Annotated in this window: 21 protein-coding genes; 13 read left to right on the plus strand and 8 right to left on the minus strand. The window is 67.1% G+C overall.

The window, feature by feature from the left end; translation table 11 throughout:
- Positions 1 to 51: 51 nt before the first annotated feature.
- Positions 52 to 948 (minus strand): protease HtpX, encoded by an 897-nt coding sequence (htpX, locus tag ACE3T8_RS07670; RefSeq protein WP_374608176.1) that lies wholly within the window; start codon positions 946 to 948, stop codon positions 52 to 54.
- Positions 949 to 1,039: 91 nt separating this feature from the next.
- Between htpX and gluQRS the strand changes: the two genes are divergently transcribed.
- The 7 genes from gluQRS to ACE3T8_RS07705 all read left to right on the plus strand — a co-directional run bounded on the left by gluQRS (position 1,040) and on the right by ACE3T8_RS07705 (position 7,077).
- Positions 1,040 to 1,945, plus strand: coding sequence for a tRNA glutamyl-Q(34) synthetase GluQRS (gene gluQRS, locus ACE3T8_RS07675; protein WP_374608178.1), 906 nt, complete (start codon positions 1,040 to 1,042; stop codon positions 1,943 to 1,945).
- A gap of 41 nt (positions 1,946 to 1,986) precedes the next feature.
- Entirely contained in the window at positions 1,987 to 2,727 is a 741-nt protein-coding gene (gene phbB, locus ACE3T8_RS07680) for an acetoacetyl-CoA reductase (protein ID WP_374608179.1), read from the plus strand.
- 198 nt (positions 2,728 to 2,925) lie between these two features.
- Entirely contained in the window at positions 2,926 to 3,366 is a 441-nt protein-coding gene (locus tag ACE3T8_RS07685) for a hypothetical protein (RefSeq protein WP_374608181.1), read from the plus strand.
- Positions 3,367 to 3,589: 223 nt separating this feature from the next.
- Positions 3,590 to 4,063, plus strand: coding sequence for a peptidoglycan-associated outer membrane lipoprotein precursor (locus tag ACE3T8_RS07690; RefSeq protein ID WP_374608183.1), 474 nt, complete (start codon positions 3,590 to 3,592; stop codon positions 4,061 to 4,063).
- Positions 4,064 to 4,172: 109 nt separating this feature from the next.
- A complete protein-coding gene (locus ACE3T8_RS07695) occupies positions 4,173 to 4,673 on the plus strand; it encodes a DUF456 domain-containing protein (protein WP_374608185.1) in 501 nt (166 codons plus the stop codon).
- A gap of 103 nt (positions 4,674 to 4,776) precedes the next feature.
- Positions 4,777 to 6,042, plus strand: coding sequence for a cardiolipin synthase (cls, locus tag ACE3T8_RS07700; protein WP_374608221.1), 1,266 nt, complete (start codon positions 4,777 to 4,779; stop codon positions 6,040 to 6,042).
- 9 nt (positions 6,043 to 6,051) lie between these two features.
- The gene (locus tag ACE3T8_RS07705; RefSeq protein WP_374608186.1) at positions 6,052 to 7,077 is read left to right on the plus strand and encodes a mechanosensitive ion channel family protein; all 1,026 of its coding nucleotides are present in this window, start codon (positions 6,052 to 6,054) and stop codon (positions 7,075 to 7,077) included.
- Position 7,078: 1 nt separating this feature from the next.
- On the opposite strand, the gene ACE3T8_RS07710 is transcribed toward ACE3T8_RS07705, so the two are convergent.
- Positions 7,079 to 7,474 (minus strand): hypothetical protein, encoded by a 396-nt coding sequence (locus ACE3T8_RS07710; RefSeq protein WP_374608188.1) that lies wholly within the window; start codon positions 7,472 to 7,474, stop codon positions 7,079 to 7,081.
- A complete protein-coding gene (locus ACE3T8_RS07715; protein WP_374608190.1) occupies positions 7,471 to 9,003 on the minus strand; it encodes a fumarate hydratase in 1,533 nt (510 codons plus the stop codon). The genes ACE3T8_RS07710 and ACE3T8_RS07715 overlap by 4 nt, the downstream gene beginning before the upstream one ends.
- A 112-nt stretch (positions 9,004 to 9,115) precedes the next feature.
- Here ACE3T8_RS07715 and ACE3T8_RS07720 point away from each other — a divergent pair, with 112 nt between their 5' ends.
- The 4 genes from ACE3T8_RS07720 (at position 9,116) to ACE3T8_RS07735 (ending at position 13,995) form a co-directional block, all read left to right on the plus strand.
- Positions 9,116 to 9,613 (plus strand): TerB family tellurite resistance protein, encoded by a 498-nt coding sequence (locus tag ACE3T8_RS07720; RefSeq protein ID WP_374608191.1) that lies wholly within the window; start codon positions 9,116 to 9,118, stop codon positions 9,611 to 9,613.
- A gap of 149 nt (positions 9,614 to 9,762) precedes the next feature.
- Positions 9,763 to 11,616, plus strand: a complete 1,854-nt coding sequence (locus ACE3T8_RS07725; RefSeq protein ID WP_374608193.1) for an ABC transporter ATP-binding protein — start codon at positions 9,763 to 9,765, stop codon at positions 11,614 to 11,616.
- Positions 11,617 to 11,629: 13 nt separating this feature from the next.
- Positions 11,630 to 12,811, plus strand: a complete 1,182-nt coding sequence (locus ACE3T8_RS07730) for a PQQ-dependent sugar dehydrogenase (RefSeq protein ID WP_374608194.1) — start codon at positions 11,630 to 11,632, stop codon at positions 12,809 to 12,811.
- 35 nt (positions 12,812 to 12,846) lie between these two features.
- Positions 12,847 to 13,995, plus strand: coding sequence for an App1 family protein (locus tag ACE3T8_RS07735; RefSeq protein WP_374608196.1), 1,149 nt, complete (start codon positions 12,847 to 12,849; stop codon positions 13,993 to 13,995).
- A 10-nt stretch (positions 13,996 to 14,005) separates the two neighbouring features.
- Here ACE3T8_RS07735 and ACE3T8_RS07740 read toward each other — a convergent pair whose 3' ends face one another.
- Positions 14,006 to 14,554, minus strand: a complete 549-nt coding sequence (locus tag ACE3T8_RS07740; protein WP_374608198.1) for a DUF488 family protein — start codon at positions 14,552 to 14,554, stop codon at positions 14,006 to 14,008.
- Positions 14,555 to 14,655: 101 nt separating this feature from the next.
- Here ACE3T8_RS07740 and ACE3T8_RS07745 point away from each other — a divergent pair, with 101 nt between their 5' ends.
- A complete protein-coding gene (locus ACE3T8_RS07745) occupies positions 14,656 to 15,465 on the plus strand; it encodes a ferredoxin--NADP reductase (RefSeq protein WP_374608199.1) in 810 nt (269 codons plus the stop codon).
- Positions 15,466 to 15,488: 23 nt separating this feature from the next.
- Here the strand turns inward: ACE3T8_RS07745 and ACE3T8_RS07750 are convergent, their stop codons facing one another.
- Positions 15,489 to 15,890, minus strand: a complete 402-nt coding sequence (locus tag ACE3T8_RS07750; protein WP_374608201.1) for a hypothetical protein — start codon at positions 15,888 to 15,890, stop codon at positions 15,489 to 15,491.
- Positions 15,887 to 16,372, minus strand: a complete 486-nt coding sequence (locus ACE3T8_RS07755; protein ID WP_374608203.1) for a glutathione peroxidase — start codon at positions 16,370 to 16,372, stop codon at positions 15,887 to 15,889. The genes ACE3T8_RS07750 and ACE3T8_RS07755 overlap by 4 nt, the downstream gene beginning before the upstream one ends.
- Before the next feature lie 180 nt (positions 16,373 to 16,552).
- Between ACE3T8_RS07755 and ACE3T8_RS07760 the strand changes: the two genes are divergently transcribed.
- Positions 16,553 to 18,727, plus strand: a complete 2,175-nt coding sequence (locus ACE3T8_RS07760) for a M3 family metallopeptidase (protein ID WP_374608205.1) — start codon at positions 16,553 to 16,555, stop codon at positions 18,725 to 18,727.
- A 57-nt stretch (positions 18,728 to 18,784) separates the two neighbouring features.
- Here the strand turns inward: ACE3T8_RS07760 and ACE3T8_RS07765 are convergent, their stop codons facing one another.
- Together ACE3T8_RS07765 and ACE3T8_RS07770 are read right to left on the minus strand one after the other, a co-directional pair.
- Complete coding sequence (locus tag ACE3T8_RS07765; protein ID WP_374608222.1) at positions 18,785 to 20,230, minus strand: UdgX family uracil-DNA binding protein; 1,446 nt, start codon at positions 20,228 to 20,230, stop codon at positions 18,785 to 18,787.
- A 30-nt stretch (positions 20,231 to 20,260) separates the two neighbouring features.
- Positions 20,261 to 21,523, minus strand: coding sequence for a putative DNA modification/repair radical SAM protein (locus ACE3T8_RS07770; RefSeq protein ID WP_374608207.1), 1,263 nt, complete (start codon positions 21,521 to 21,523; stop codon positions 20,261 to 20,263).
- Positions 21,524 to 21,595: the final 72 nt, after the last annotated feature.

A 21,595-nucleotide genomic window follows, 5' to 3' on the forward strand; every position in this document is an offset into this window, starting at 1 on the left:
GCCCGCCTTGCGGCGGGCTTTTCGTTTGCATCCGGGTGTTCGATGGTGCGATCAGGCCACCACGCCCTGCCGCACCGCGCCGGCATCCGGCTGCGCATTGCGCAGCGCGGCGATGCGCTCCTCCAGCGGCGGATGGCTCATCAGCAGGCGCTTCAGCCCACTGCCCACGCCACCACTGATACCGAACGCCGCGACCTGCTTCGGCAGGCTGCTATGGCCGTAGGTCTGCGACAACCGCTCCAGCGCGGCGATCATCTTCTGTTTGCCGGCCAGCGCAGCACCACCGGCGTCGGCGCGGAACTCGCGGTGGCGGGAGAACCACATCGCGATCATCGACGCGAACAGGCCGAAGATCATGTCCAGCACGAACACGCCCAGGTAGTAACCGATGCCGTAACCGTCGCGATTGCCCAGGTAGCCGTCGATGGCGCGTCCGATCACCCGCGACAGCACGATCACGAAGGTGTTCAGCACGCCCTGCAGCAGCGCCATCGTGACCATGTCGCCATTGGCGACGTGACTGACCTCGTGGGCGAGCACCGCTTCGGCCTCGTCGCGGTTCATCGCCCGCAACAGGCCGGTGGAGACCGCCACCAGCGCGTTGTTGCGGTTGGCGCCGGTGGCAAAGGCGTTGATCTCGGGGGCGTCGTAGATGGCCACTTCGGGCATGCCGATGCCGGCGGCCTCGGCCTGGCGGCGCACCGTGGTCACCAGCCATTGTTCGGCCTCGTTGCGCGGGGTCTCGATCACGTGCGCGCCGGTCGCGCGCTTGGCCATCCATTTTGACACCAGCAGCGAGATGATCGAGCCACCGAAACCGAACAGCGCGGCCATGATCAAGAGACCGCCGAAGCTTGCCGAACTCACCCCGAGGATCGACATCACGATACTGACCAGGGCCAGCACCGCCAGGTTGGTGGCGAGGAAGAGGAACATGCGCTTGAACATCGATCTGCCATCCTGCCGCAGGGAAGGCGCGGCTTGCGGTGGAAGTGTGGCCACGCGCCTGTAAATTCAATCTGAAGACGACCGACCCACGATGCCCCTGCCCGCCTACCGCGGCCGTTTCGCCCCCTCTCCCACCGGCCCGCTGCATGCGGGCTCGCTGCTGGCCGCCTTGGGCAGCTGGCTGCTGGCGCGGCAGGCCGGCGGCGAATGGCTCCTGCGGATCGAGGACGTGGATCCGCCGCGCGAAATCGCCGACGCGGCCGACAGACAGCGCGCCGCACTGGCCGCCTTCGGGCTGCACCACGACGGCCCGGTTGTCTACCAGAGCAGGCGCGGACGGATGTACCAGGAGGCACTCGATCGGCTGCTGGCGAACGAGCTGGCCTTCGAATGCTATTGCAGCCGGAGCGACCTGATCGCGAGCGGCGGCATTCACCGCTACTGCGTGGCAGGCGCCCAACGGCCAGATCCGGCGATCCGCCTGCGCGTATCCGACGGCTGCGAGATTGGCTTCGACGACCTGGTGCATGGCCACGTGGTGCAACGGGTCGATGCCGAGGTCGGCGACTTCGTCCTGCGCCGTGCCGATGGCCTGTGGGCGTACCAGCTCGCGGTGGTGGTGGACGATGCCGCGCAGGGCATCACCGACGTCGTCCGTGGTGCCGACCTGCTGGACTCCACCCCGCGCCAGATCCTGCTGCAGCGCGCGTTGGACTTGCCGACGCCGGGTTACGCGCACCTGCCGCTGTTGCTCGACACCGATGGTCGCAAGCTGTCGAAGTCCAGCGCGTCCATGCCGGTCGATCCCGCTGATCCGTTGCCCGGATTGCGCGCTTGCTGGTCATCGCTTGGGCAATCCGCGTTGCCGGCATCGATCGAGTCCCCTGCCGACTTCCTCACCGCTGCGACCGAGGCCTTCCGCATCGACCGCGTTCCGCGCTCGGCGTTGCCTGCATCCGCCGCAGCGCACAACACCGATGCAACATCGCGCCGCTAGAATCCGAGCTCACACCTGCCCACTTTCCAGGAGTTTTACCCATGACTTCCCGCGTCGCACTCGTCACCGGTGGTACCGGCGGCATCGGCACCGCCATCGTCAAGCGACTGGCCGACATGGGCCACAAGGTCGCTACCAACTACCGCAACGAGGAGAAGGCGCGCGCCTGGCAGGAGCAGATGAAGGCGGCCGGCTACGACATCGCCATCGTCAAGGGCGACGTGACCTCGCCGGAGGAAGCCGACGCGATGGTGCGCGAAGTCGAAGCGACGCTGGGCCCGGTCGACATCCTGGTCAACAACGCCGGCATCACCCGCGACGGCACCTTCCACAAGATGAAGGCCGACCAGTGGGGCGACGTGATCAACACCAACCTCAACTCGGTGTTCAACGTCACCCGCCCGGTGATCGAGGGCATGCGCGACCGCAAGTGGGGTCGCGTCATCCAGATCAGCTCGATCAACGGCCTGAAGGGCCAGTACGGCCAGGCCAACTACGCCGCGGCCAAGGCCGGCATGCACGGCTTCACCATCTCGCTGGCGCGCGAGAACGCCCGCAACGGCGTCACCGTCAACACCATCTCGCCGGGCTACATCGCCACCGACATGGTGATGGCGGTGCCGGAAGAAGTCCGCGCCAAGATCGTGGCCGACATCCCGACCGGACGCTTGGGCACGCCGGAAGAGATCGCGTATGGCGTGGGCTTCCTCGCCGACGAGCAGGCGGGCTGGATCACCGGCTCCAACCTGGACATCAACGGTGGGCACCACATGGGTTGGTAAGCAGTTGCCCGGCCCGCCGGCCTGCATGCCGGCGGGCGTTCGCAGGCTCGCGGCTTCGCCGCTCGAGTTCCCTGCTCACCCCCCATTCGCGCCCGCGGCGCGAATCGCCCCCTGACTCAGGGGGCTGGGGCACCAATACGCTGCCTGTGACAAAATCGATCCGAATCATCGCCCCAGCCACACCGCCACGGAGCCCCCATGTCCAACGTCGATCCCAACCGCCGCCCCTCGAATGCCGGCCGTTACGCCTTCCTGCTGATCCTCGGCCTGGTGCTGGGCGTGATCGCCACGGTCATGGCGATGCGCGCACTCAACGAGCGCAAGGATCATTTCCCCGATGCGCTGATGCACGTGCAGCAATGGCAGATGGGGCAACTGAAGGCCGCCATGGACGCGAACCGCTGCAACGCGACCGACATCCTGCCGCGGCTGCAGGCACTGCGGGTCACCGCGAACGATCTCGATGCCGCGTTCCCCGATCTGCGCGACGACACCCGCTTCACCACCGCAAGCGCGGCGATGCGTGCCGCCACCGACAAGGCGATCGCCAATCCGCCGCTGACCTGTGAAGGCGTCGGCGCGACGTTGCAATCCATCGACGAAGCGTGCAAGGCCTGCCACCAGGATTTCCGCGGCTGACAGTTCTCGCGATGCCTTCCAACGAGGCCGCCCAAGGGCGGCCTCGTCGTTTCGGCAATGCGCAAATCCGCGTTGACGGCGCTTCCACGTCGGTAAATCACCGGTAAGCAGCGATGGCGTGGCACACGCCAATTTCGGACTTCGTTCACGCGAGGGGTAACAGGATCGGTTCGTCGCCAAGATCGGCGACTCCCACATTCGATCCATCGGAAGGAGACCCGACATGACGATCCGCACCCCACACCTCCGCACCCTCGGCGCGGCCATGCTTGGCCTCGCCCTTGCCGCCGGCACCGGCTGCGCCAGCACCGGTTCGTCCGGGTATTCCGGCGGACCGAGCTACGGCGGCAACTATGGCAATACCTGCCAGAACTGCGGCACCGTCACCCGCATCACCGTGGGCGGCGAGTCGGGCAAGGCCGGTGCCGTGATCGGCGGCATCATCGGCGCGGTCGCCGGCCACGAGATCTCCGCGCAGACCGGCGGCAGCAAAGGCAACCAGAACATCTCCGCTGCCGCAGGTGCGGTCGCCGGCGCCGCCGCCGGCAACGCGATCCAGAAGAACCGCAGCGATGGCTACACGGTGCATGTCCGCATGGATGACGGCCGCACCACCGCGGTGACGCAAGGCGACGTGTCCGGCTTCCGCGAGGGTTCGCGCGTCCGCGTCTCCGACGGTCGTGCCTACCTGCAGTAAGCCACCAAGACGCGCTTCATGCTCCACCAGAACGGCCCGCACTGCGGGCCGTTCGCTTGCATGACCCTGCATTCCTGCAGAATGTCGCCGCCCCTCCGCTGGAATCCCCATGGAACCGACCACCCTGTATTACGTGCTTGCCGTCTTGCTGGTGCTGGTCGGTATCGCCGGGACGATCCTGCCCGCCCTGCCGGGCCTGCCGCTGGTGTTCGCGGGGATGCTGCTTGCCGCATGGGCCGGCGATTTCCAGCAGGTCGGCGTGCCGATGCTGGTGGCGTTGGGACTGTTGACCGTGTTCTCGCTTGCCGTCGACTTCTGGGCGACCGCACTCGGCGCCAAGCGCGTCGGCGCCAGCAAACTGGCGATCATCGGCGCGATGGTCGGCACCCTGGCGGGCTTGTTCCTGGGGCCGATCGGGCTGCTGCTTGGGCCATTCGGCGGAGCGATCGCCGGCGAGCTGATCCATCGGCGCAGCCTGCAGAAGCAGGACCTTGGACAGGCTGCAAAGATCGGGTTCGGTACCTGGTTCGGCATCCTGTTCGGCACCGTGCTCAAGCTCGCGCTGGCCTTCACCATGCTGGGCCTGTTCGCACTGGCCTGGTGGCTGTAGCGACGCGGCTTTCACGCCACGCTGAATGCGACAGCGCCAAGCTTCGCGGCCACTGCATCCACACCGGATCGCCGCGATGCCCAAACGCTGGAGCCGCAAACGCATGGCCTGGACGATTGCCATTACCGCCCTCGTGACCCTGCTGGTGGTCACCCTGGCGATGAACTTCAAGACCTCGGAAAAAACCCTGGAGCGCAAGATCGAGCATCGCTACGCGGTGGCCGATCCGCAGTTCCGCCGCGAAATGGGCGTCCTGCTCGGCCCCGGCATCATCCCCGGCAACCGGGTCACCGACCTGGAGAACGGCGACGAAATCTTCCCGGCGATGCTGGAGGCGATCCGCGCCGCGACGAAGACGATCACCTTCGAGACCTACATCTACTGGTCCGGCGACATCGGCGCGAAGTTCGCCGATGCGCTGGCCGAGCGCGCCCGCGCCGGGGTCAAGGTCAAGGTCATGATCGACTGGGCCGGCAGCATCAAGATGGAAGACAGCCTGCTGCAGGACATGAAGGATGCCGGGATCGACGTCCGCCAGTACCGTCCCTTGAAGTGGTACAACCTCGGCCGCCTCAACAATCGCACCCACCGCAAATTGCTGGTGGTGGATGGCAAAGTCGGATTCACCGGCGGCGTGGGCATCGCCGACCAGTGGGAGGGCCATGCACAGGATCCCGACCACTGGCGCGACCTGCATTTCCGCATCGAAGGCCCGGTGGTGGCGCAGGTGCAGGCGGCATTCAACGACAACTGGATCAAGACCACCGGCGAGGTCCTGAACGGCGCGGATTACTTCCCGCCGCTGGAGCGAGCCGGCGACATGGACGCACACATGTTCGTGGCCTCGCCTGCCGGCGGCAGCGAGAGCATGCACCTGATGTACCTGATGGCGATCGCTGCCGCGGAACGCAGCATCGACCTCCAGGCGGCGTATTTCGTCCCCGACGAGCTGATCATCAAGGCCCTGCTCGCGGCCCGCCACCGTGGCGTCAGGGTCCGGGTGATCCTTCCCGGCAAGCACATCGACTCCGAAACCGTGCGCCTGGCGTCCAAGGCGCATTGGGGCGAATTGCTGCTCGGGGGCGTCGAGATCTACGAGTACCAGCCGACGATGATGCACAACAAGCTGCTGATCGTGGATGGCGAAATGACATCGGTGGGATCCACCAACTTCGACGTGCGCTCGTTCCAACTCAACGACGAGGCGAGCCTCAATGTCTACGACGCCGGGTTCGCCGCGCGCATGACCGAGGTGTTCGAGGCGGACCTCAAGCCGACCGTGCAGTTCACCTACCGGATGTGGAAGGAACGCCCGCTCAAGGACAAGCTGGCCGAGAAATTCATCCTCCCGATCAAGTCCCAACTCTGACGAGAGCCGATGCCGATCCTCGATCCCGACAAACTCCCCACCGCCAGCAGCCTCGGGGAGCGCTTCATGCAGGCGCTCGAGCAGGTCCAGGACAAGTTGCTGCACCTGGTGGCCAGCGCGCCGCTGCTGCTGGTGGCCCTGGTGATCGTGCTGTTCGCCAGTTGGTTGGGCGGCTTCATCAGCCGGCGCATGCGCGTGGTGAAGCGGCTGAGCAGCACCAATCCCTACATGGAAGGCCTGCTGCGCAGCACGGTACGGATCGTGATCACCGTGGCTGGCGTGGTGGTCGCGCTGGACCTGCTCAACGCCACCTCGCTGGTCGGCGCGGTGCTGGGCTCGGCGGGCGTGATCGGCCTGGTGCTGGGCTTCGGCTTCAAGGACATCGCCGAGAACTACATCGCCGGCGTGCTGCTCAGCCTGCGCAAGCCGTTCTCGCCGGGCGACACCGTGCGCATCGACAGTTTCGAGGGCAAGGTCGTCGCGCTGACCGCGCGCGCGACGATCCTGATGACCGCCGACGGCAACCACCTGCAATTGCCGAACAGCCTGGTGTTCAAGTCGGTGCTGCTCAATTACAGCCGCAATCCCAAGCGCCGCTTCGATTTCGAGACCAGCATCGACAACCGTGCGTCCTGGCATGACGCGATGGACACCGGCATCGGTGCGATCGCGGCGATCGACGGCGTGCTGGCCGATCCACCGCCGGGCGCGCTGATCCGCACGCTGTCGAGCGACGGCGCGATCCTGCAGTTCAGCGGCTGGATCGACCAGCGCAGCAACGACCTGGCGCGGACCCGCAGCGAGGCGATGCGGCAGGTGCGCAAGGCCGTGCGCAAGGCCGGCATCATGCCGCCGGAAACGGTTCAGAAGATGATCCTGCAGCGCGGCGAGGTCGACGAACCGCATGTCCACGAAACCGCCCGGCCGCGCGACACCTCGGTGGATCGTGCGCTGGACGCGCAGGTCGGCAGCGCGCAACGGCTGGAGGATGGTGGCGACCTGCTGCAACCGCCGCCGGCCGCGCCACCGGGCTGAATCAGCTGCCGTACAACAGCCAGTGCCGCGCTTCGTTCTCGTTGGAAAAGATGCGGATGGTGATGCCGCGCTCCTGCAGCAGGATCTCGCCGAGCTCGCTGCCCTGGATGTCGTCGCGAAGTTCGACGAAGGCGCTGCGGAAGCGGCCCATGCCGGCGGCCTCGATGCCGTCGATCACCGTGCCGAGATCCTCCAGTCCCACCGTCGACACCAGGTCCTCGAGGATGAGCATCTTCGTGGCGCCGACTGCCGCGCCTTCGGCGGCGAGCATCCGCCACATCGCGATCGAGATCGCCACCGAGTCGGTGCCGTCGAACACGTAGGCACGCAGGTAGCCCGGCTCGTCCTCGTAGCAGACCTTGAAGCCCGGCCCGTTGACGACGCGGGTATTGCTCATGCCACCACCACCGGGATGCCGCCCAGGGTGCCGCCGGCGATCCGCGCCTGCCATTCCTTCGGACCGGTCACGTGCACCGACGTGCCTTGCGAATCGACCGCCACGGTCACCGGCATGTCCCTGACCTCGAATTCGTAGATCGCCTCCATGCCGAGGTCGGCGAATCCGACCACGCGCGCCGCCTTGATCGCCTTCGACACCAGGTAAGCGGAACCACCGACCGCCATCAGGTAGACCGACTGGTGCTTGCGGATCGCCTCCAGCGCCAACGGGCCGCGCTCGGCCTTGCCGATCATGCCCAGCAGGCCGGTCTGCGCCAGCACCTGTTCGGTGAACTTGTCCATGCGCGTCGCCGTGGTCGGGCCGGCCGGGCCGACGACCTCGTCGCGCACCGGGTCCACCGGGCCGACGTAGTAGATGAAGCGGCCGGCCAGGTCGACCGGCAGCGGCTCGCCCTTGTCGAGCATCTCGACGATGCGCTTGTGCGCGGCATCGCGGCCGGTGAGCATTTTTCCGTTGAGCAGCAGCACCTCGCCGGGCTTGAACGTCAGCACGTCATCGCGGGTGAGTGTGTCCAGGTCGACCCGGCGCGCGTTCTGCGGGTTGTAAGTCAGCGTCGGCCAATCCTCCAGCGCCGGCGGTTCCAGCGCGACCGGGCCGTTGCCGTCGAGGGTGAAATGCGCATGCCGGGTGGCCGCGCAGTTCGGGATCATCGCCACCGGCAGGTTCGCGGCATGGGTCGGGTAGTCCTTGATCTTGACGTCGAGCACCGTGGTCAGGCCGCCCAGGCCCTGCGCACCGATGCCGAGCGCATTGACCTTTTCGTACAGCTCGATGCGCAGTTCCTCGACCTTGTTGGACGGACCGCGTTCGATCAGTTCCTGGATGTCGATGTGCTCCATCAGCGATTCCTTCGCCAGCAGCATCGCCTTCTCCGCGGTACCGCCGATGCCGATGCCGAGCATGCCCGGCGGACACCAGCCGGCGCCCATCGTCGGCACCGTCTTGAGCACCCAGTCGACGATCGAATCGGACGGGTTGAGCATCGCGAACTTGGACTTGGCTTCCGAGCCGCCGCCCTTGGCCGCCACGATCACGTCCAGCTTGTCGCCGGGGACGATCTTCATGTTGACGACGGCCGGCGTGTTGTCCTTCGTGTTCGTGCGCTTGCCGGCGGGGTCGGCCAGCACGCTGGCGCGCAGCTTGTTGTCCGGGTGGTTGTAGGCGCGGCGCACGCCCTCGTTGACGGCATCCTCCAGCGAACCGGTGAAGCCTTCCCAGCGCACGTCCATGCCTACGTCCAGGAACACGGTGACGATGCCGGTGTCCTGGCAGATCGGGCGGTGCCCTTCGGCGCACATCCGCGAATTGATCAGGATCTGCGCCATCGCGTCCTTGGCGGCCGGCGATTCCTCGCGCTCATGGGCGGCGGCGAGGCTGCGGATGTAGTCCACCGGATGGTAGTAGCTGATGTACTGGAGGGCGTCGGCGACGGACTGGACGAGGTCTTCCTGCTTGATGGCGGTCACGGATCTGGCTGGCTGGACGCGGGGGGACGCGAATGATATCGCGCCGCCCTTTTCAGCAGGCCGCGGGTGGCGCAGGATGGACTCCTTGGCCAACGTTCTGGAGGGGGACACGATGAGCGGCAACGACGAGGTTTCGAGGCGCTTCGAGGGGATCCGCGGGATCCTCAACGACCTGCGCCTGATGCTGGGCGACATGCTGGCGATGGGCCGGCCCACGCCCGACCAGCAAATGGTCATCGAAGTGTTCTTCAGCGTGATGGGGTACCTGGCCAAGGCGGACCGCCTGGTCACCAGCCACGAGTCCGACCTGGCCAACCGCTTCATGGACGAACTCGACCTCTCGATGGCCGCGCGCCGCGTCGCGTCGGAAGCCTTCGAGCGCGGCATGCACCGCAACATCAACCTGCAGGGCGAACTGCTGCGCTTCACCGATGCGCATCCGGCCGGTTCGGAGGACTCCAAGCGCCTGTACGACGTGCTGGTGCGGCTCGCGGCGTCCGACTCCAAGCTCGACCAGCGCGAGTACGATGTCATGGCGCAGATCACCAAATCGCTCGGCTTGCCGCCGGAAACCCTGTACGCGCGCCTGCCACCACCCGCGCCGCGCTGACCGTTCCACCCTTGCGCCCGTCCCGCCCGTCGCGGGGCGGGCGCTTCGCTTTGATGCCTGATCCGCACGTCGCGTCGACACGCACCGATGCAACGCCGCGATGCCCATCGTGAAACGCCCTGCACGGGCGTTTCCCGCACAATCGGCGGATGCCGCCGCCCCTCCCCGCCGCCCAGCTCAACCTGCGCCAGCGTTTCAACGCGATGCGCAACATCAAACCGTTCCTGCGCGAGATCTGGGCGACCAGCAAGCCGCTGACCCTGGCCTCCATCGGCCTGCGGCTGGTGCGCGCCTTCCTGCCGATCGCCACGCTGTACGTCGGCAAGCTGATCATCGACGAAGCGATCCGCCTGATCGGGCTGGATGTCGGCACTGCGCTGGGCGAGGCCTGGCGCTCCGGTGCGCTCGACCACCTGCTGGCCTTGCTGGCGCTGGAATTCGGATTGGCGATCGGCTCCGACCTGCTCGGCCGCCTGACCAGCTATGTCGACACCCTGCTGTCCGAGCGCTTCACCAATGCGACCAGCGTGCGCCTGATGGAACACGCGGCCACCCTTGACCTGGAGGATTTCGAGGACGCCGAGCTGCAGGACAAGCTGGATCGCGCACGCCGGCAGACCATGGGCCGGATGAACCTGATGGGCCAGCTGTTCGGCCAGGCCCAGGACGCGATCACCGTGGTCAGCTTCGCCATCGGCCTGCTCGCCTACGCCCCGTGGTTGATGGTGCTGCTGGCGGTGGCGCTGATCCCGGCCTTCGTCGGCGAATCGCATTTCAACGCGCTGAACTACTCGCTCAATTTCCAGTGGACGCCGGAACGCCGCCAGCTGGAATACCTGCGCCAGGTCGGCGCCAGCGTGGAGACTGCGAAAGAGGTCAAGATCTTCAACCTCAACCGCTTCTTCATCGGGCGCTTCCGCACGCTCTCGCAGAAGTTCTACGAAGCGAACGCGAAGCTGGCCGGCAAGCGCGCGTTCTGGGGCGTGCTGCTGGCCGCGCTGGGCACGCTGGGCTACTACGTGGCCTATGCCTACATCGCGTGGCGCACGGTGCGCGGCGACTTCAGCATCGGCGACCTCACCTTCCTGGCCGGCAGTTTCCGCCGCCTGCGCCAGTTGCTGGAAAGCCTGCTGGTCGGGTTTTCGCAGGTGGCCGGGCAGGCGCTGTACCTCGACGACCTGTATTCGTTCTTCGAGATCGAACCGGAGATCCGCAGCAAGCCGGATGCGATCGCAGTGCCGGATCCGATCCGCAGCGGCTTCGTGTTCGAGAATGTCGGCTTTCGCTACGAAGGCGCGGAACGCTGGGCCTTGCGCGGCCTGAGCTTCGAGCTGCATGCCGGCGAAGTGCTGGCCCTGGTCGGCGAGAACGGCGCCGGCAAGACCACCCTGGTGAAACTGCTCGCGCGCCTGTACGACCCGGACGAAGGCCGCATCCTGCTGGATGGCCGCGACCTCAAGGACTACGACCTCGACGACCTGCGCGCCAACACAGGGGTGATCTTCCAGGACTTCGTGCGCTACCACCTGACCGCGGCAGAGAACATCGGCGTGGGCCTGATCGAGGCGATGGGCGACCGCGCGCGGGTGGAGATGGCCGCGCGCAAGGGCATGGCAGACGAGGTCGTGGCGGCGCTGCCGAAGGGCTACGACCAGATCATCGGCCGGCGCTTCAAGGAAGGCGTGGACCTGTCCGGCGGCCAGTGGCAGAAGATCGCGATCGCCCGCGCCTACATGCGCGACGCACAGGTGATGATCCTCGACGAACCCACCGCCGCACTCGACGCGCGCAGCGAGTTCGAAGTGTTCGAACGCTTCAAGGAATTGTCGGACGGCAAGACCGCCGTGCTGATCAGCCATCGCTTCAGCAGCGTGCGCATGGCCGACCGCATCCTGGTACTCGCCGACGGCAAGGTCGAATCCAGCGGCACTCACGACCAATTGATGGCCCAGGGCGGACGCTATGCCGAACTGTTCGAACTGCAAGCCGCCGGCTATCGCTGAACAAGGACTCCCCATGCACCGACTCCGCATCGTCGCTTCCTGCATCGCGATGTCGCTGGCACTCAACGCCTGCGCACAATCAAGCGCACCGGCGCAGCCGGTAGCCTCGGCCGACCCCGCGCGCACGCTGCCGAGCCAGGCCGGTGCCCTGCAGGTGCGGCCGATCGCCTCCGGACTGGATCATCCCTGGGCGGTCGCGGTGCTGCCGGGCGGCGACTTCCTGGTCACCGAGCGGCCCGGCCGGTTGCGCCGGATCGCGGCCGACGGCACGGTCTCGGCACCGATCGCGGGCGTGCCGACGGTGTTCGCGCAGGGCCAGGGCGGCTTGCTGGACGTGGTGCTCGATCCGGATTTCGCCCGCAACCGGCGCATCTGGCTGAGCTTCGCCGAACCCGGCGAGGGCGATACCGCCGGCACCGCGGTGGCCACCGCGACGCTGGGCGATGCCGCGCTGACCGACGTGGGCGTGATCTACCGGCAACTGCCCAAACTGGAAGGCGGCAACCACTTCGGGTCGCGCATCGCGTTCGACGGCAAGGGCCACGTCTTCATCAGCCAGGGCGAACGCAACGAACGCGCGATGGCGCAGGACCTGGAAGTGCTGCAGGGCAAGCTGGTGCGGTTGAACCTCGACGGGACCCAGCCTGCGGACAACCCCTTCGCCAGCGGCGTGGGCGTGCGCAAGGCGATCTGGAGCTACGGCCATCGCAACATGCAGGGCATGGCGGTGGATCCACGCACCGGCACCCTGTGGCAGAGCGAACACGGTCCGCGCGGCGGCGACGAGCTCAACCTGCCGCAGGCCGGCAAGAACTACGGGTGGCCGGTCATCACCCACGGCATCAACTATTCCGGATTGAAGATCCCGGAGGCAGAGGGCAAGAGCAAGGCCGGCATGGAACCACCGCATCATGTGTGGGAAAAATCGCCGGCGCTGTCGGGCATGGCGTTCTACGTGGGCCGCCCCGGGCATCCCTGGAACAACAGCCTGCTGCTGGGCGCACTGGCGGATCGCAACCTGATCCGGCTGACCCTGGATGGCGACAGGATCGTGTCCGAGGAGCGCCTGCTCGGCGACCTCGAAAAGCGCATCCGCGACGTACGGGTATCCGCCGATGGCAAGGTCTACGTGCTCACCGACGAGGACGATGGCCAATTGCTGGAACTGGTGCCGCCACGTTCCGCCGTCCCATGAGCCGTGCGCCCGCGCACCGCTGGCCGGGTCGGGCCTTGCAGCACCTGAAAAGCTCGGTCATCGACGCGGACGATCATCTGGACGCGATGTGGCGCCGCTTCGACGCCCGCCTCGGACGCGGCAAGCCACGCCACCTCGCCGCGTATCGTGGATTCGCGGACGAAAACGGCGTGGAGCTGATCGGCCGCGTCCTTGCGGAGAAGCCGCAAGGCGGGCCGCTCGAAGACGCCGGTTGGTGGGACAACCTGCTCGACACCTACCGCCGCTTCGAGAGCGACGAGGTGCCCGATGTCCCCTTGCGGTTGCAGTTCCGCGGCGGCGCGCTGGAGGTGCGCAGCGACCACGAGGGTTACTGGAACGCGCGCTTCGACGCGACGGGTGCGATGAGCGACCTGCTCTGGGACAACGCGATCGCCAGCCTCGCCGACGGCAGCCTGCTGACTCCGCAACCGGTGCTGCAGGTGGGCCCGCGCGCCCGGATCGGCATCATCTCCGATATCGACGACACCATCCTGCACAGCGGGATCACCGACTGGAAAACCGCCGCCCAGCTGACCTTCCTGCACAACGCCCGCACCCGCAAGCCGCTGGCCGGCGTCGCCGCGCTCTATCGCGCGCTGCAGGCGCAACGCAACCCGATCTTCTACGTGTCCAGCTCGCCGTGGAACCTGTACGACCTGCTGGAAGATTTCATGGAGCTCAACGGCATCCCGTTAGGTCCGATCCACCTGCGCGACATCGGCACCGACACCGGAAAGTTCATCAAGACGCCGGGGCATGCGCACAAGCTCGAACGTGCAATCCAGCTGATCGAGCGCTTCCCGCGCCTGCGCTGGGTGCTGCTGGGCGATTCCGGCCAGGCCGACGCCGAGCTCTATGCCGAGGCGGCGCGCATGTTCCGCGACCGGATTGCCGCGATCTACATCCGCGATGTCGATCCCGACGCGGATTCGCCGCGCGACCTCAGCGTCGACGGCTACATCCATCGGGTGGAAGGCACGGGCGTCCCCATGCTGCGGGTCGCCGACAGCGCCGCGATCGCCCGACACGCAGCTTCGCTCGGACTGGTCGACGGGGCGACGATCGCCGCGGTCGATGCCGAAGTCGCGCGTGACAGGGCCCGCCCGACGCTGGGCGAGGCGGCCCTGGCCGAGGCGGTCGACAGCGCCGCGCCCGGGTCCTGATCGACCGCCGTCAGATCAACGGCGGTTGCGTGGCCGGATATCGCAGTACGCCATCCACCATCACCGCGTCGGGATGCAGGGCGTGCGGCGCGTGCTTGCCCGGGGCCATCAGGTGCTGCACGGCCCAGCCGCGGGCCACGAAATCGTCGGCGATGAGCCGGCGGTGGCATTGCCACCAGAGCGCCTCGGCACACGTCACGGAGGTCCTGCTCCGTCGCGCGGTCGCCATCAACGCGTCGCCGGCCTCTGTGTATTCCTTGCTGGCCAGGTGGTCCGCATAGCCACGGAAAGCCTCCACCCGCCATGCGGTGTTGGGCGAATCCGCCCGCGGCGCGCGGCGCCCACCCAGCGCGGGGAGCGGCCAATAGCGGATGCCGGCCTGTGCCAACGCTGCTGGCAGCGCATCACGCGAGAACTGCGGATGGCGGCGGGACCCGGGAAACCGCCGGACGTCCGCCAGTATCTCGATCCCGGCGTCGGACAGCATCGACGCAAACACCTCCCAGCTGCGGTTGGAGTGTCCGATGGTCCAGAGGGTCCCGGTGGTTCGGTGCGCCATGCCGTCATCATGGCGCGGCAACCCGATGCGCCAAGTCAAGACGCACCACGCTGCGCCGCAGCGTAAAATGGTTGCCTGCCCCGCTTTCCCCAGACCCCCGCATGGCCTCCCCGTTCGGCACCGAGACGGTGCTCGACGTTCGTCACTGGACGGACGCGTACTTCAGCTTCACCACCACCCGCGACGACGGCTTCCGGTTCGACAACGGCCAGTTCGTGATGATCGGGCTGGAGGTCGAGCAGCCGGACGGCGCGCGCAAGCCGCTGATGCGCGCCTATTCCATCGCCAGCGCGAACTGGGAAGAACAGCTCGAGTTCTTCAGCATCAAGGTCCAGGACGGCCCGCTGACTTCGCGCCTGCAGCACATCCAGCCGGGCGATTCGATCCTGATCGGCCGCAAGCCCACCGGCACCCTGCTGGTCTCCGACCTGCACGTTGGCCGCAACCTCTACCTGCTGGGCACCGGCACCGGCTTCGCGCCTTGGCTGTCGGTGATCAAGGATCCGGACACCTACGAACGCTTCGAGCGGGTGGTGCTCTGCCACGGCGTGCGCGGGGCCGACGACCTGGCGTATCGCGACTACATCGAGCGCGAACTGCCGCACCACGAACTGCTGGGCGACACCCTGCGCGACCGCCTGCTCTACTACCCGGCGGTCTCGCGCGAACCGTTCGCGTACAACGGCCGCGACCACCACGGACGCATCACCGACCACCTCGACCAGGGCCGCATCGCGGCGGCGTTGGGCATCGAAGACCTCGACCCCGCGCGCGACCGCGCGATGATCTGCGGCAGCCCGCAGATGCTGGCGGATTTCCGCGGCATCCTCGATCGCCGCGGTTTCACCGCCTCGCCGCGCATCGGCACCGCCGGCGAGTACGTGTTCGAGCGCGCGTTCGTCGAGAAGTGACGCCCGCGCCGTCGTAGCCGGCGCTACTGCAGGCCGTGGCGCAGCCAGAACACCGCGTCGCGCTCATTGCCGAACATGCGGATCGTGTAGCCACGCTCCAGCGCCATCTGCTCGACGAACTCGATGCGCTGCATCTGGTCCGGACGACCCTCGACATAGGCGATCCGCACACCCTCCAGCCCCTGTCCACGCACGCCGGTGAAGAAGCGCTCGAGGTCGTCATCGGTCATGACCTCGCCCTGCATCTCGTCGACCACCAGCAGCTGGGTGGCACCGGTGGCACGCACTTCGGCGGCGATCCGCATCCAGTAGTCGAAGGTGACTTCCAACCGGGTGTCCTCGCCGCCGGACACCCAGGCCAGCAGCAAGGGTGGCTGGTGCTTGAAGGTCAGCCGGTAGGCATCGCCTGGCGACGACGACGTCATCCCAGCGCCTTCTCGATGTCGCGCGCCAGCGATTCCGGCTTGTCGGTCGGCGCATAGCGCTTGATCACCTTGCCATCGCGGCCGACCAGGAACTTGGTGAAGTTCCACTTGATCCCGTCGAAGCCGAGCAGGCCGCCCTTCTCGTCCTTCAGCCAGGTCCACAGCGGATGCGCGTGGGTGCCGTTGACGTCGATCTTGGCGAACATCGGGAAGCTGACGTCATAGGTCAGCGAACAGAAATTGCGGATTTCCTCGGCATTGCCCGGTTCCTGGTGGCCGAACTGGTCGCTGGGGAAGCCCAGCACCACCAGGCCCTTGTCGCCGTAGTCGCGCCAGAGCTTCTCCAGCCCGGCGTACTGCGGGGTGAAGCCGCACTTGCTGGCCACGTTGACGATCAGCAGGACCTTGCCACGCCAGTCCGAGAGCGGTTGCGGGCTGCCATCCAGGGCAGTGGCGTCGAAATCGTAGGCAGTGGTGGACATGGTCGTATCGTCGTCGGGGGAGTCGCGATTCTGGCAGTCCTGACACCGGGTGTGAACGCCCGATGCGTCCGCCGACGGACATTCCGACAAGCCCGGACAACGCCCCTGCCATTCGTCACGCGCCCTGCCCGGCCCGCTGCGCTAGGCTCTGCGGTCGCCACAACGCCCGTCGAGGATCCCATGAAGCATCCCATCAGCTGCGCGCTCGCGCTCGCGATCGCCACCGCATTGGCCGGCTGCGCCACCGCCACGCCTGCGACCACTGCCTCGGAGGCCACCATGCCCGCCACCGCCGCCTACAGCGGTCCATTCGCCGCCCCGAGCACCCTCGACCTGCACTACCCGCAGTTCGACGGCATCAAGGACAGCGACTTCGCCCCGGCCTTCGATGCCGGCATGGCCGAACAGCTGCGCGAGATGGACGCCATCGCCAACAACCCGGAGGCGCCGACCTTCCAGAACACCATCGTCGCCATGGAAAAGAGCGGCCAGGTGCTGGATCGCGCGACCAACGTGTTCTTCAACCTGATCGGCACCGACAAGAACGACGCCCGCGAGAAGCTGGAATCCGAATACGCGCCGAAGTTCTCCGCGCACCGTGATGCCATCGCCCTCAACCCGAAGCTGTTCGCGCGGATCAAGGCGCTGCACGACGCCCGCGCCACGCTCGGCCTGGATGCCATCGACTTGCGCCTGCTGGAACGCCGTTACACCGATTTCGTGCGCAGCGGTGCTGCATTGAACGACGCGCAGAAGGCGCGCATCCGCGCGATCAATACCGACCTCTCCAAGCTGGGCACGCAGTTCAACCAGAACGTGCTGGCCGAAGTGAACGATTCCGCCATCGTGGTCGACAGCCGCGACGAGCTGAAGGGCATGGGCGAGGAACAGATCGCCGCCGCCGCGGAGGCCGCCAAGGCGCGCAAGCTGGAAGGCAAGTACGTGATCGCCCTGCTCAACACCACCGGCCAGCCGGCCGAGGCGCAGCTCGAGAACCGCGCCCTGCGCGAACGCCTGCACAAGGCCTCGGTGGCGCGCGGCAGCCGCGGCAACCAGTGGGACAACACCGGGATCGTCTCGCAGGTGCTGAAGCTGCGCGCCGAACGCGCGGCGCTGCTCGGCTACGACACCAGCGCCAACTACGTGCTGGCCGATGAGACCGCGGCGAACCAGGACAACGCCAACCGCCTGCTGCGCCAGCTCGCGCCGGCCGCGGTCAAGAACGCACGCCGCGAGGGCGCCGACCTGCAGGCGATGATCGACGCCGACCAGAAGGCCAAGGGCCAGCCCTCGTTCCAGCTGGCGCCGTGGGACTGGGCGTACTACAGCGAGAAGGTGCGCGCGCAGAAGTACAGCTTCGACGAATCGCAGCTCAAGCCGTATTTCGAGATGCAGCGCGTGCTCGAGGACGGCGTGTTCTTCGCCGCCACCAAGCTCTACGGCATCACCTTCAAGCCGCGCACCGACCTGCCGAAGTACCACCCGGACACCTGGATCTACGACGTCTACGACAAGGACGGCAGCCTGCTGTCGATCTTCATCTGGGATCCGTACGCGCGCTCCTCCAAGCGCGGCGGCGCGTGGATGAACACCTACGTGGCGCAGTCCGCCCTGACCGGCGACAAGCCGGTGGTGGCCAACCACCTCAACATCCCCAAGCCCTCGGCCGGCAAGCCCACGCTGATGACCTGGGACGAGGTCACCACCACCTTCCACGAGTTCGGCCACGCCCTGCACGGCTTCTTCCAGGACGTGCGCTACCCGTATTACTCGATGAACGTGCCGCGCGACTTCGTGGAGTATCCGTCGCAGGTCAACGAGATGTGGGCCGACTGGCCGAGCGTGCTGGGCAACTACGCCAAGCACTACGAAACCGGCAAGCCGATGCCGAAGGCGCTGCTGGACAAGGTGATCGCCGCCGCCAAGTTCAACCAGGGCTTCGCCACCACCGAGTACCTGGAAGCGGCGATGCTCGACCAGCGCTGGCACCAGTTGCCGGCCGACCGGATTCCGGCGGCATCCGGCGTGATGGCATTCGAGGCGCAGGCGCTGAAGGCCGACGGCTTCGACTACGCGCCGGTGCCGCCACGCTACAAGACACCGTACTTCAGCCACATCATGGGCGGCTACGCGGCCGGCTATTACGCCTACATCTGGTCGGAAGTGCTGGGCGCGAACACCGAGCAATGGATCCGCAAGAACGGCGGCCTGACCCTGCAGAACGGCGATCGCCTGCGCAAGTTCGTGCTGGCGCCTGGCGGCGAGATCGAAGCCGGCAAGCTGTTCCCGAACTTCGCCGGCTACGAAGCGAAGATCGAGCCGCTGCTGGAGAAGCGTGGCCTGACCTCGAAGTAACAGACGCCGTTTGCGATGCGAAAACGCCGCCGCTTGGCGGCGTTTTCGTTGGTGCGGTCAGCGATGCGGGATCGCCGCATTCCCTGCGGGCAGCGTGAGCAGCAGGCGCAAGTCATCAAGCCAGTTCGCATACGCCTCCTGCTGCCGATCCGCCGGCTGCCGCAGGATCCACGCCGGATGCACGGTCGCGAACGCGCGGGTGCCATCGTGCAAGGTCTGCCAGGTGCCGCGCTGCTCCATCAGCCGGAACCCGTTGCCGAACACCGCCAGTGCGGCGGTGCCGCCCAGGCAGACGATGACCTGCGGGCGCACGCGTTCGATTTCGCCGGCCAGCCAACTGCGGCACGCCTGCACGTGCGACGGCTCCGGGTTGCGATGCAGGCGGAACTTGCCGCGCCGCTCGAAGCGGAAATGCTTCACCGCATTGGTCAGGTACAGCTGCGCGCGATCGATGCCGAGATCTGCCAGCGCGCGATCCAGCAACTTGCCGGCGGGTCCCACGAATGGCCGGCCGGACAGATCCTCCATGTCGCCCGGTTGTTCGCCCAGCAAAAGCACGCGTGCGTCCTCCGGGCCTTCGCCGAACACGGTCTGCGTCGCCGGCTCCCAAAGCGGGCAGGCGCGGCAGCCTTGCGCGGCGTTGCGCAGCGCGGCCAACGATTCCTCGCGGCGGATGTCCTCGCTCGGCAGAACCAATGGCGGTGCGGGAATGCGCCGCTTCGGCGCGGCGTGTTCGCGTTCCGCCATCTCGCGCACGCGCATGCCGGCACCCTGGATCAGCGACGGCAGCAGGTGCGCCTCGGGCAGGTGCTTCCAGTAACGCTGCGGCATCTCCTGGGTCATCATCCGCGGATTGAGTCGCGCCGGATTGAAGATGTGCGCGTAGTAGGTGCGCCAGAGCTCTTCGCCGGCATCGAAATCGGGCGCATCGGCGGGCGTGCCACCGGGTCCGAAACTCAAGGCCTCGCCGTCCCAGATCGCGCTGGCCTCGGGCGTGAGGATCGCCCAGCGCATGCCGGCGAAGCGGCGCGCGAAGAACGGCGCGACGCGTTGCAGGATGTGGTGGGACGGCTCGAACCACGCAATGAAATTGTCGTGGTCGCCCGGTACCTCGCGGAAGCGCACGAAGGCCTTCATCTTGTGCGCGTCGCGGCGGACCTCCTGCGCCAGTTGCATCGCCCGCCGCATATCGGCATCGGTCGGCGTCGCCAGCACATGCGGCTCGCCGTGGGCGATGCGCCACAGCAGGCGATACAGCAAGGCATGCCGTTGCGGGTCGCGATGGCAGAGCACGGTTTCGGCGATGCCCAGGAACGCACGCGGCACCCGCGGCGACGGGTGCAACACAGGCGCATCGCGCACGTCGGGCAGCGCCAACAGACCGCCCTGGCCATCGGCAAGCCACTCGATGCATTCGGGTGCGATGCCGGCGCGCAACGCGGCACGCGCGGCCTCGCGGAACGACTCGACCGACCAGGACAGCGCCAACACCGCCGACCACATGCTCATCGAAGCCAACTCATGCCGACACGCTCATCCGAACAGGTCGGCCTGGCGCGGCTTCGGCGCCAGCTGCGCACGCAGCGCCACGGGATCGTCCAGCCGTTGCCGCGGGTGGTGGTCGCTGGTCGCGATGAACGGCATCAGCTTGCTCATCGGTGCGCGCAGGCGGGCGATATCGGCAAGCCGCAACCGCGTGTGCCGGCGCGCCATCAGCACGCGCTTGACGTTGCGCACGCCGAGCCCGGGCACGCGCAGCAACGCTTCCTTCGGTGCGGTATTGAGGTCGACCGGGAACGCTTGCGGGTGGCGTAGCGCCCAGGCCAGCTTGGGATCGATGTCGAGGTCGAGCATCCCGCTGGCGGACGGCGGCGCGATCTCTTCCACCTTGAAGTCGTAGAAGCGCAGCAGCCAGTCGGCCTGGTACAGGCGATGCTCGCGCTGCAGTGGCGGCGCGATGACCGGCAACGCCTTCGACGCATCCGGGATCGGACTGAAGGCCGAGTAGTACACGCGGCGCATGCGGTAATCGCCGTACAGGCGATCCGACGCGATCAGGACATCGCGATCGTTCGCCCCATCCGCCCCCACGATCATCTGCGTGCTCTGCCCGGCCGGTGCGTAGCGCGGCGGGCGCGCCTTGCGCGTGGGCGTGGCGATACCGGCATTGGCCGGCTTGCGCGCCTCCTTCGCTTCCTCGATGCGCCAGCGCAGCTGCCCCATCGCGCCGCGGATGCCGGCCTGGGATTTTTCCGGTGCGAACTGCTTCAAGCCGCCCTCGGTCGGCAACTCGACGTTGATCGAGAGGCGATCCGCGTAACGGCCTGCCGCGGCAAGCAATTCCGGCGACGCATCCGGGATAGTCTTGAGGTGGATGTAGCCGGCGAAGCGATGGTCCTCGCGCAGGCACCGCGCCACCTCGACCAGTTGCTCCATCGTGTAGTCGCCGCTGCGGATGATGCCGCTGGAGAGGAACAGGCCTTCGATGTAGTTGCGCTTGTAGAAATCGAGGGTCAGGCGCACCACTTCGTCCGTCGCGAAACGCGCGCGCGGCACGTTGCTGGACACCCGGTTGACGCAGTAGGCGCAGTCGAACACGCAGAAGTTCGTGAGCAGGATTTTCAGCAGCGACACGCATCGCCCATCCGGCGTGTAGCTGTGGCAGATGCCCATGCCCTCGGTGCTGCCGATCCCGCCGGTCTTGCTGGAATTGCGCTTGTTCGCGCCGCTGGACGCGCAGGAGGCGTCGTACTTGGCGGCGTCGGCCAGGATCGCCAGTTTCTTGATGGTTTCCACGGCCAAAGTCTGCAGGAATCTGGTCGCAATCCCTGCGATGGGCGGTCAGCAAGCTGAATCATTCATCGCTTG

The sequence above is a fragment of the Thermomonas sp. genome, assembly GCF_041919455.1.
Taxonomy (GTDB): Bacteria; Pseudomonadota; Gammaproteobacteria; order Xanthomonadales; family Xanthomonadaceae; genus Thermomonas.

What these genes read in the sequence shown, in the direction of transcription:
- htpX (WP_374608176.1), bottom strand. Translation starts at nt 948, where the DNA reads ATGTTCAAGCGCATGTTCCTCTTCCTCGCCACCAACCTGGCGGTGCTG.
- gluQRS (WP_374608178.1), top strand. Translation starts at nt 1,040, where the DNA reads ATGCCCCTGCCCGCCTACCGCGGCCGTTTCGCCCCCTCTCCCACCGGC.
- phbB (WP_374608179.1), top strand. Translation starts at nt 1,987, where the DNA reads ATGACTTCCCGCGTCGCACTCGTCACCGGTGGTACCGGCGGCATCGGC.
- ACE3T8_RS07685 (WP_374608181.1), top strand. Translation starts at nt 2,926, where the DNA reads ATGTCCAACGTCGATCCCAACCGCCGCCCCTCGAATGCCGGCCGTTAC.
- ACE3T8_RS07690 (WP_374608183.1), top strand. Translation starts at nt 3,590, where the DNA reads ATGACGATCCGCACCCCACACCTCCGCACCCTCGGCGCGGCCATGCTT.
- ACE3T8_RS07695 (WP_374608185.1), top strand. Translation starts at nt 4,173, where the DNA reads ATGGAACCGACCACCCTGTATTACGTGCTTGCCGTCTTGCTGGTGCTG.
- cls (WP_374608221.1), top strand. Translation starts at nt 4,777, where the DNA reads ATGGCCTGGACGATTGCCATTACCGCCCTCGTGACCCTGCTGGTGGTC.
- ACE3T8_RS07705 (WP_374608186.1), top strand. Translation starts at nt 6,052, where the DNA reads ATGCCGATCCTCGATCCCGACAAACTCCCCACCGCCAGCAGCCTCGGG.
- ACE3T8_RS07710 (WP_374608188.1), bottom strand. Translation starts at nt 7,474, where the DNA reads ATGAGCAATACCCGCGTCGTCAACGGGCCGGGCTTCAAGGTCTGCTAC.
- ACE3T8_RS07720 (WP_374608191.1), top strand. Translation starts at nt 9,116, where the DNA reads ATGAGCGGCAACGACGAGGTTTCGAGGCGCTTCGAGGGGATCCGCGGG.
- ACE3T8_RS07725 (WP_374608193.1), top strand. Translation starts at nt 9,763, where the DNA reads ATGCCGCCGCCCCTCCCCGCCGCCCAGCTCAACCTGCGCCAGCGTTTC.
- ACE3T8_RS07730 (WP_374608194.1), top strand. Translation starts at nt 11,630, where the DNA reads ATGCACCGACTCCGCATCGTCGCTTCCTGCATCGCGATGTCGCTGGCA.
- ACE3T8_RS07740 (WP_374608198.1), bottom strand. Translation starts at nt 14,554, where the DNA reads ATGGCGCACCGAACCACCGGGACCCTCTGGACCATCGGACACTCCAAC.
- ACE3T8_RS07745 (WP_374608199.1), top strand. Translation starts at nt 14,656, where the DNA reads ATGGCCTCCCCGTTCGGCACCGAGACGGTGCTCGACGTTCGTCACTGG.
- ACE3T8_RS07750 (WP_374608201.1), bottom strand. Translation starts at nt 15,890, where the DNA reads ATGACGTCGTCGTCGCCAGGCGATGCCTACCGGCTGACCTTCAAGCAC.
- ACE3T8_RS07755 (WP_374608203.1), bottom strand. Translation starts at nt 16,372, where the DNA reads ATGTCCACCACTGCCTACGATTTCGACGCCACTGCCCTGGATGGCAGC.
- ACE3T8_RS07760 (WP_374608205.1), top strand. Translation starts at nt 16,553, where the DNA reads ATGAAGCATCCCATCAGCTGCGCGCTCGCGCTCGCGATCGCCACCGCA.
- ACE3T8_RS07765 (WP_374608222.1), bottom strand. Translation starts at nt 20,230, where the DNA reads ATGTGGTCGGCGGTGTTGGCGCTGTCCTGGTCGGTCGAGTCGTTCCGC.